General features: G+C 50.5%; 6 protein-coding genes. 4 read left to right on the top strand and 2 right to left on the bottom strand.

From position 1 onward, the window contains the following. Positions 1-18 precede the first annotated feature (18 nt). Complete coding sequence (panC, locus tag ABWW03_RS18220; RefSeq protein WP_353410782.1) at positions 19-870, top strand: pantoate--beta-alanine ligase; 852 nt, start codon at positions 19-21, stop codon at positions 868-870. 15 nt (positions 871-885) lie between these two features. Here the strand turns inward: panC and ABWW03_RS18225 are convergent, their stop codons facing one another. Further along, positions 886-1,242 (bottom strand): TlpA family protein disulfide reductase, encoded by a 357-nt coding sequence (locus ABWW03_RS18225; RefSeq protein ID WP_353410784.1) that lies wholly within the window; start codon positions 1,240-1,242, stop codon positions 886-888. 173 nt (positions 1,243-1,415) lie between these two features. On the opposite strand from ABWW03_RS18225, the gene acs reads away from it, so the two are divergent. Continuing rightward, the gene (gene acs, locus ABWW03_RS18230) at positions 1,416-3,353 is read left to right on the top strand and encodes an acetate--CoA ligase (protein WP_353410786.1); all 1,938 of its coding nucleotides are present in this window, start codon (positions 1,416-1,418) and stop codon (positions 3,351-3,353) included. 68 nt (positions 3,354-3,421) lie between these two features. Here acs and ilvY read toward each other — a convergent pair whose 3' ends face one another. Then, on the bottom strand, positions 3,422-4,297 hold the full coding sequence (gene ilvY / locus ABWW03_RS18235; protein ID WP_353410788.1) for an HTH-type transcriptional activator IlvY: 876 nt from the start codon (positions 4,295-4,297) through the stop codon (positions 3,422-3,424). A gap of 129 nt (positions 4,298-4,426) precedes the next feature. On the opposite strand from ilvY, the gene ilvC reads away from it, so the two are divergent. Next, positions 4,427-5,443, top strand: coding sequence for a ketol-acid reductoisomerase (gene ilvC / locus ABWW03_RS18240; protein WP_353410790.1), 1,017 nt, complete (start codon positions 4,427-4,429; stop codon positions 5,441-5,443). 159 nt (positions 5,444-5,602) lie between these two features. Then, positions 5,603-6,433 carry a CDP-diacylglycerol--serine O-phosphatidyltransferase gene (gene pssA, locus ABWW03_RS18245; RefSeq protein WP_353410792.1) on the top strand — a complete coding sequence of 277 codons (831 nt, stop codon included), beginning with the start codon at positions 5,603-5,605 and terminating at the stop codon, positions 6,431-6,433. Positions 6,434-6,563 lie beyond the last annotated feature (130 nt).

A 6,563-nucleotide genomic window follows, 5' to 3' on the forward strand; every position in this document is an offset into this window, starting at 1 on the left:
TTTAGCAGAGATAATTCCATGCAAGTTTTTCATCATATTAAAACGCTCCGCCAATCTCTGAAGACTGAGCGTATGGCGGGTAAGCGTATTGGTTTTGTGCCGACGATGGGCAATCTTCACGACGCGCATTTGGAATTGGTTCGCACGGCAAAAGAAACTTGCGACATTGTGGTGTGTTCAATTTTTGTGAATGGCCTGCAATTTGGCTTGAATGAAGACTGGGATAAATACCCGCGTACCTTTCAGGATGATTGCGAAAAATTGCGCAGCGTGGGTTGCGACTTTTTGTTTCACCCCGATGACAATGAGATGTACCCCAATGGTTTGGAAAACCAAACACGAGTGATTTGCCCAACCATGACCGATGTGTTGTGTGGTGCCAGTCGGCCAGGTCACTTCGAAGGTGTAACAACGGTGGTAACCAAGTTATTTCACATCGTTGAGCCAGATGAAGCTGTGTTTGGCATTAAGGACTATCAGCAGTTGGCAGTGATTCGCCGTATGGTGGAAGATCTGTGTATGGATGTCGAGATTACCGCTGCGCCAATTCACCGTGAAGACGATGGCTTGGCAATGAGTTCCCGCAACGGTTTTATCACTGAAGAAGAACGCCCGAAAGTGCAGGTGCTCTACAAAACCCTGTGTTCAACCGCTGACGCTATTCAGGCCGGTGAGCGCGATTACAGCAAGCTGCAATCGCAGGCCCGGGAAGCGATTGAGCAAGCTGGTTTTCGTGTGGATTATTTTAATATCTGCAATAGTCGAGACTTGGAGATGGCCGCTGTGGATGATCAGGCGATCACCATCCTTGGCGCTATGTACACCGAAGGCGCGCGATTGATTGATAACGTTTCCGTTACGCTTTCCTAGGGTGGCCTCTTCTCTCTAGTATCGGGAAAGTTGCTCGAGTAGCTTTCCATTGGAGTTTTCTTCGATGCGGGCGTACTCCTGCCCGTTTCGCTTCGCAATAATGGTCGGCACGCAATTGATATCCAGTTCGGCCTTATTGCTCATGTAATAATCTTTATCTTCGTAGCTGATCAACGTGATCTGGGGTGCCTTGTCTTGCAGGGACTGTTTAATGGCAAGCAACTCTGAGGTTTCACGAACACAGTCCGGGCACCAACTGGCATTGTGTATGATTATTTCGACATCACTAAAATCTTGTTTCATGTTTTGAATCTTGCTCAAGTGTTGGTCGATTTCGGGTTTCCAGAGCTGTTCAAGTTCTTCTGTGGTCATGGTTATTCCTGTGTGGCTGAATCTTTCTAAGAAGCAATCATTAGGGTTTTTGCTGATGTTGGCAATGCCTGTAATGGACGGCTTTCGACGTTTGTCGAACTAGGCAAATTCTCCGCAGTCGTTATGATAAGGGGATAAGTAATTTATAACACAGCGATGGCGGAGGAATATCCATGTCAGAATCCCATATCTACCCAGTGCCCAAGGTGTTGGCGGACAATGCTCATATCAATAAAGAACGCTATGAGGCGATGTACCAACAATCGGTAGAGCAGCCAGAGGCATTCTGGACAGTCAAGGCTCATGAGTTTTTGAGTTGGGATAAGTCCTTCACAAAAGTGCGTGAATTCGATTTTAATCAGGGTGAAGCCAAATGGTTTGAAGATGGCGTGCTGAATGTCACCACCAACTGCATTGATCGTCACTTGGCAGATAAGGCAGATGAGCCCGCTATTATTTGGGAAGGCGATAACCCCTACGACACGAAAACGGTTACCTATCGCAATTTGCACGAACACGTCTGTAAGTTGGCGAATGCCCTAAAGGCGCGTGGCGTGAAAAAAGGCGATCGAGTTTGTATTTATATGCCGATGATTGTCGAAGCGGCGTACGCGATGTTGGCCTGTGCACGTATCGGCGCGATTCATTCGGTCGTGTTCGGTGGGTTTTCTCCGGATGCGTTGAAAGATCGCATTCTGGATTCCGATTGTCAGGTCCTGATCACTGCCGATGAGGGCGTGCGTGGTGGTAAGGCGGTTCCGCTGAAATACAATGCAGATCGCGCTCTGGAGAAATGTCCGGGTGTTCACACTTGTTTAGTGGTTAAGCGTACAGGTGGTGCCATCGACTGGGATGACAAGCGTGATGTGTGGTATCACGTTGCGGTGCCGGCCGCGGACGAGCATTGTGACCCTGAGCCCATGAATGCAGAGGATCCTCTGTTCATTCTCTATACCTCAGGTTCAACGGGGAAGCCTAAGGGGGTTATGCATACGACGGGTGGTTATTTGTTGCATACCGCCATGACGCACAAATACACCTTCGATTATCAAGCTGGTGAGGTGTATTGGTGTACCGCTGATGTGGGATGGGTGACGGGCCACAGTTACATTGTTTATGGCCCGCTGGCGAATGGTGCAACAACTTTGATGTTTGAGGGAGTGCCTACGTATCCGGATGCGGGCCGTTTCTGGGAGGTGGTGGATAAACATCGCGTGAATACTTTCTACACTGCACCTACGGCCATACGCGCTTTGATGGGTGCCGGTGATGAGTTTGTAAAACGTTCTAACCGCTCTTCGTTGCGTCTACTGGGGACGGTGGGCGAGCCGATTAATCCAGAGGCATGGGAATGGTATCACCGTGTTGTTGGAGAGGGGCGTTGTCCGATTGTTGATACTTGGTGGCAAACTGAAACCGGGGGTCATATGTTGACGCCGTTACCTGGCGCCACTGAATTGAAGCCGGGCTCGGCGACCTTACCGTTTTTTGGTGTTGAGCCGGTCCTGCTGGATGCTGAAGGTAAGGAAATGGAAGGGGCGGGCGAAGGCAGCTTGGCGATTAAAGCGTCCTGGCCTGGCCAAATTCGTTCAGTCTACGGAGATCACCAGCGTTGCATCGATACTTACTACAGCACCTACCCGGGGTACTATTTTACGGGAGATGGGGCGCGCCGCGATGACGATGGCTATTATTGGATTACTGGCCGAGTGGACGATGTGCTGAATGTTTCCGGTCATCGAATGGGTACCGCTGAGATTGAATCGGCTCTCGGTTTGCATGCTCAGGTTGCTGAGGCGGCCGTTGTTGGCTATCCCCATGATATTAAGGGGCAGGGCATATACTGCTATGTAACCTTAATGGATGGCGAGGAACCCTCGGACGATTTGAAAAAAGAACTGGTTGCAATGTGTAATCAGGAAATTGGTCCAATCGCCAAGCCGGATTTAATCCAATGGGCGCCAGGTTTGCCTAAAACCCGGTCAGGAAAAATCATGCGCCGTATTTTGCGTAAGGTCGCGGCGAATGAATTGGAAAACCTTGGGGACACCTCAACCTTGGCTGACCCTTCTGTGGTGGATCAGCTGATCGATAACCGGTTAAACCAATAGCCGCACTCGCGATTGCGGGAATACACAAAAGGACTGTGCTCGCACGGTCCTTTTTTATTTTCTTGTTTTTAGTGTTCGCCCAAGAGCTGCCAGAATGCAGCAATGATTTTATCTTTTTCCAGACGTTTGCTGCGGGTGCAAATGCCGACGTCGTAGTCGCCCAGAGGCAGTCCGTTGCTTAGGGGTTTAACCTGTTTTGCCTGCGGACTGTTATCCACTACGATTTGTGGCGCAAACCCCAGGCCTAGGTCCAGAGCGACCATGCTGACAATGGCCTCGTGCCCGCTGACTTGGGCGTAAACGTTTGGCTTTAATTTCTTTTTCTGAAACCAGTTGTCCAGGCGCTCACGAGTCAGGCCCGTCTCCGGGATGATCAGGGGCACTTTGGCCCAGTCTTTGTCATTGCTGGGGGTGGGTATGCTGGCCTTTTGAGCCTGTAAGCAAAGCAGTGGGGAATGCACCATGCTGTGGAAGCTCAAATCTTTGCTGAGTTTTTCCGGTTTGGCCGTGATGCAAAGGTCTTCATGGCCGGCCAGTACCCGCCGGATGGCGTCCGCTGGGTCACCAGTATGAAGATTAATTTCGATTTTAGGGTGGTGTTGGCGAAAGCGCTTTAAAATTTGGTAGAGCAGGCTATAGCTGGCGGTGACCGAGCAATAGAGGCTAACACTCCCGGTCAGCTCCCCGTCACTGGTTAACAGCTCTTGGCGAAATTCCTCCCAGCGTTCCAAGGATTCCCGGGCATACACTTGCAGTTTTTGCCCTTGCGGGGTCAAGCTTACCTGGCGATTGTCACGTTCGAATAGTTGGCACTCCAGGCGCTCTTCAAGCTGCTGTATCTGACGGCTTAATGCTGAGGGGCTCAGATTCATCGCTTCTGCGGTTCGGCTGAAGTGCAGGCTTTGGGCAAGGTGTAGAAAAAGCTTCAGGCTTTTGTTATCCATAATTCATGTTGCGTAAATTGGGATGTTGTCTTGCAAATATATCATTTTACGCAATGCTTGAGAATGGACTAGACTTGCCCCCGTTAAAGCATGGCAGTGAGCCAGCTAAGAAATTTTCGGAGTGCACAAATGCAGGTTTATTACGATAAAGATTGTGATCTTTCCATTATCCAGGGAAAGAAGGTTTCCATCATCGGTTATGGTTCTCAAGGGCATGCGCATGCTTGTAACCTGAAGGATTCCGGTGTTGATGTAACTGTGGGTCTGCGTGCGGGTTCGTCTTCTGTTGCTAAGGCGGAAGCTCATGGCCTGAAAGTAACTGAAGTGGCGGCTGCGGTAGCCTCTGCCGATGTAGTCATGATCCTGACTCCAGATGAATTTCAGGGCCAGCTGTACGCTCAAGAGATCGAGCCGAACATCAAGCAAGGCGCAACTTTGGCTTTCGCTCACGGCTTTGCCATTCACTACAACCAGGTGGTTCCTCGTGCTGATTTGGACGTGATTATGATTGCGCCGAAAGCTCCTGGTCACACTGTGCGTAACGAGTTTGTTAACGGTGGTGGTATTCCTGATCTGATTGCGATTAACCAAGATGCCTCCGGTAAAGCGAAAGAAGTCGCTTTGTCTTATGCCATGGGCGTAGGTGGTGGCCGTTCTGGCATCATCGAAACCACCTTCAAAGATGAAACCGAAACCGATCTGTTTGGTGAGCAGGCTGTTCTGTGTGGTGGTGCAGTTGAGCTGGTGAAGGCTGGCTTCGAGACGTTGACCGAAGCGGGCTATGCTCCCGAAATGGCCTATTTTGAATGTTTGCATGAGCTGAAGCTGATCGTTGACCTGATGTACGAAGGCGGCATTGCTAACATGAACTACTCGATCTCCAATAATGCGGAGTACGGTGAGTATGTCACCGGCCCTGAGGTGATCAATGAGGAGTCTCGTCAAGCCATGCGCAACGCTCTGAAGCGCATTCAGGATGGTGAGTACGCCAAGATGTTCATCAGTGAAGGTCAGACTAATTACCCTTCCATGACGGCGTATCGTCGTAATAACGCGGCGCACCCTATTGAGCAGGTTGGTGCCCAGTTACGTGCCATGATGCCTTGGATTGAATCCAACAAGATCATCGATAAAAGCAAAAACTAAAGGTGCCGCCCGCGAGGCAAAATTATAAGCACCGTAGCAATAGCCCCCGTTATCGGTGGTCCTCTAAGCCCTGGCTCTTGCCGGGGCTTTTTGGTTCTGGTCATTGCCGCTTGGCCCCAGTATGATGCGGCTCAACGACGGTACAGTTCCAGGATTTATATGACTCAGCCAGAAAGCAATGACAACAACAATAAAAGTCCAGACGAGGATAAGAGTCTGGAAAACCTGTTGCCCATTGATGAACACGTAGAAGAAGTGGCCGAAAACGGCCAGAAAGTGGTGCACCGTGGTGTTTACCTGTTGCCGAACCTGATTACTACGGGGGCGCTGTTCAGTGGCTTCTACGCCATCATCGCTGGTATGCATCAGAACTTTGAAGCAGCGGCGATAGCCATTTTTGTTGCGATGATTCTCGATGGGCTGGATGGGCGTGTTGCCCGAATGACGAATACCGCTTCCGAGTTTGGGGTGCAGTACGATTCCCTGTCCGATATGGTCTCCTTTGGTTTGGCGCCGGCGATGGTGGTGTTTTCCTGGGGCTTTGCTGAGTTGGGCAAGTTTGGCTGGACGGCGGCGTTTACCTATGCGGCGTGTGCGGCTCTGAGACTTGCCCGCTTTAATACTCAGGTGGATGTGGTTGATAAGCGCTACTTTGTCGGTCTTGCGAGCCCTGCCGCCGCTGCGATTGTGGCAGGTATTGTCTGGCAGTGGAATGACGTGTTGTTGTCCACTGAGGTAGCAATGGTTGTTGCCTTAGTGACTATTTTTGCGGGCCTGCTGATGGTGTCCAATGTTAAATACAACAGTTTTAAAGGAATAGATCTGCGGGGCCGGGTTCCTTTTGTGGTGATGTTGGCGGTCGTGATCGGTTTTGCGGTGGTCAGTAGTGCGCCTTCTACAATGTTGTTGGTGATTTTTGGGTTGTATGGCCTGTCCGGTCCCGTTTTGTGGTGCTGGCGCCTGTTTCGCCCGGTTGAGCCGGCGAGCTGATCTTTATCTTGCATTCTTATATGGGTGGTCTATGTTTATAGGCTCCCGTCGGAAACAGGCCGCCGAAAGGCGGCCTTTCTGTTTGTTCTTCAGGTGGTTTTGGCGCGAATTGATGCGAAAATAATCACCT

It is taken from the genome of Pseudoteredinibacter isoporae (assembly GCF_040372805.1).
In the GTDB taxonomy this organism is placed as follows: domain Bacteria; phylum Pseudomonadota; class Gammaproteobacteria; order Pseudomonadales; family Cellvibrionaceae; genus Pseudoteredinibacter; species Pseudoteredinibacter isoporae_A.

What these genes read in the sequence shown, in the direction of transcription:
- panC (WP_353410782.1), top strand. Translation starts at nt 19, where the DNA reads ATGCAAGTTTTTCATCATATTAAAACGCTCCGCCAATCTCTGAAGACT.
- ABWW03_RS18225 (WP_353410784.1), bottom strand. Translation starts at nt 1,242, where the DNA reads ATGACCACAGAAGAACTTGAACAGCTCTGGAAACCCGAAATCGACCAA.
- acs (WP_353410786.1), top strand. Translation starts at nt 1,416, where the DNA reads ATGTCAGAATCCCATATCTACCCAGTGCCCAAGGTGTTGGCGGACAAT.
- ilvY (WP_353410788.1), bottom strand. Translation starts at nt 4,297, where the DNA reads ATGGATAACAAAAGCCTGAAGCTTTTTCTACACCTTGCCCAAAGCCTG.
- ilvC (WP_353410790.1), top strand. Translation starts at nt 4,427, where the DNA reads ATGCAGGTTTATTACGATAAAGATTGTGATCTTTCCATTATCCAGGGA.
- pssA (WP_353410792.1), top strand. Translation starts at nt 5,603, where the DNA reads ATGACTCAGCCAGAAAGCAATGACAACAACAATAAAAGTCCAGACGAG.